Here is a 722-nt window from a genome sequence, read left to right as displayed (position 1 = left end):
ACCTGCTGCAGGCGCACAAGAAGATCGACGCGATCTGGAACCACGACGACGACCAGGGCATCGGCGTGATGGCGGCGATCAAGGAGGCCGGTCGCGACGAGTTCTTCATGGTCGGCGGTGCGGGTTCGGCCAACGCGATGCGTGACATCCAGGCCGACAGCGGCGTGCTGAAGGCGACGGTCACCTACCCCGCGACGATGGCCGCTTCGGCGATCAAGATCGCCCGGCTCATCGCCCAGGGCAAGGGCATGAGCGACCTGCTGGAGCAGGAGGTGCCGCAGTCGATCACACTGTCCTCGGAGACCGTCAGCAAGGACAACGTGGACAAGTACCTGCCAATCGGGTTCGAGTCGTGAGACCGGTCGTCGGGATCGGCATGGTCGGGTACGCGTTCATGGGCCGTACCCACTCCCAGGCGTGGCGCAGCGTGGACGCGTTCTTCGACCTGCCGGTCAAACCCGCGATGGTGGCCGTGGCCGGCAGGTCCGCCGAGGCGACCGCGCAGGCCGCAGAGAAGCTGGGCTGGGCCAACGCGGAGACCGACTGGAAGCGGCTCGTCGAGCGTGACGACGTGCAGATCGTCGACATCTGCACACCGGGCGACAGCCACGCCGAGATCGCCATCGCGGCGCTGGCGGCGGGCAAGCACGTCCTGTGCGAGAAGCCGCTGGCCAACACCGTGGCCGAGGCCGAGGCCATGGCCGCGGCGGCGAAGGAGGCGG

The 722-nt window shown here is 68.3% G+C and carries 2 protein-coding genes; both read left to right on the top strand.

The window, feature by feature from the left end; all coding sequences use genetic code 11:
* The coding region (locus tag FLX07_RS35885) for a substrate-binding domain-containing protein (RefSeq protein WP_142576424.1) at positions 1–356 on the top strand (356 nt) is incomplete at its 5' end.
* Positions 353–722 (top strand): Gfo/Idh/MocA family protein (locus tag FLX07_RS35880; RefSeq protein ID WP_244311181.1); only part of this gene is annotated, 370 nt, incomplete at its 3' end. The genes FLX07_RS35885 and FLX07_RS35880, both read left to right, overlap by 4 nt.

The sequence above is a fragment of the Microbispora bryophytorum genome, assembly GCF_006874465.1.
In the GTDB taxonomy this organism is placed as follows: Bacteria; Actinomycetota; Actinomycetes; order Streptosporangiales; family Streptosporangiaceae; genus Microbispora; species Microbispora bryophytorum.
This window is presented reverse-complemented; position numbering and strand designations above follow the sequence as displayed.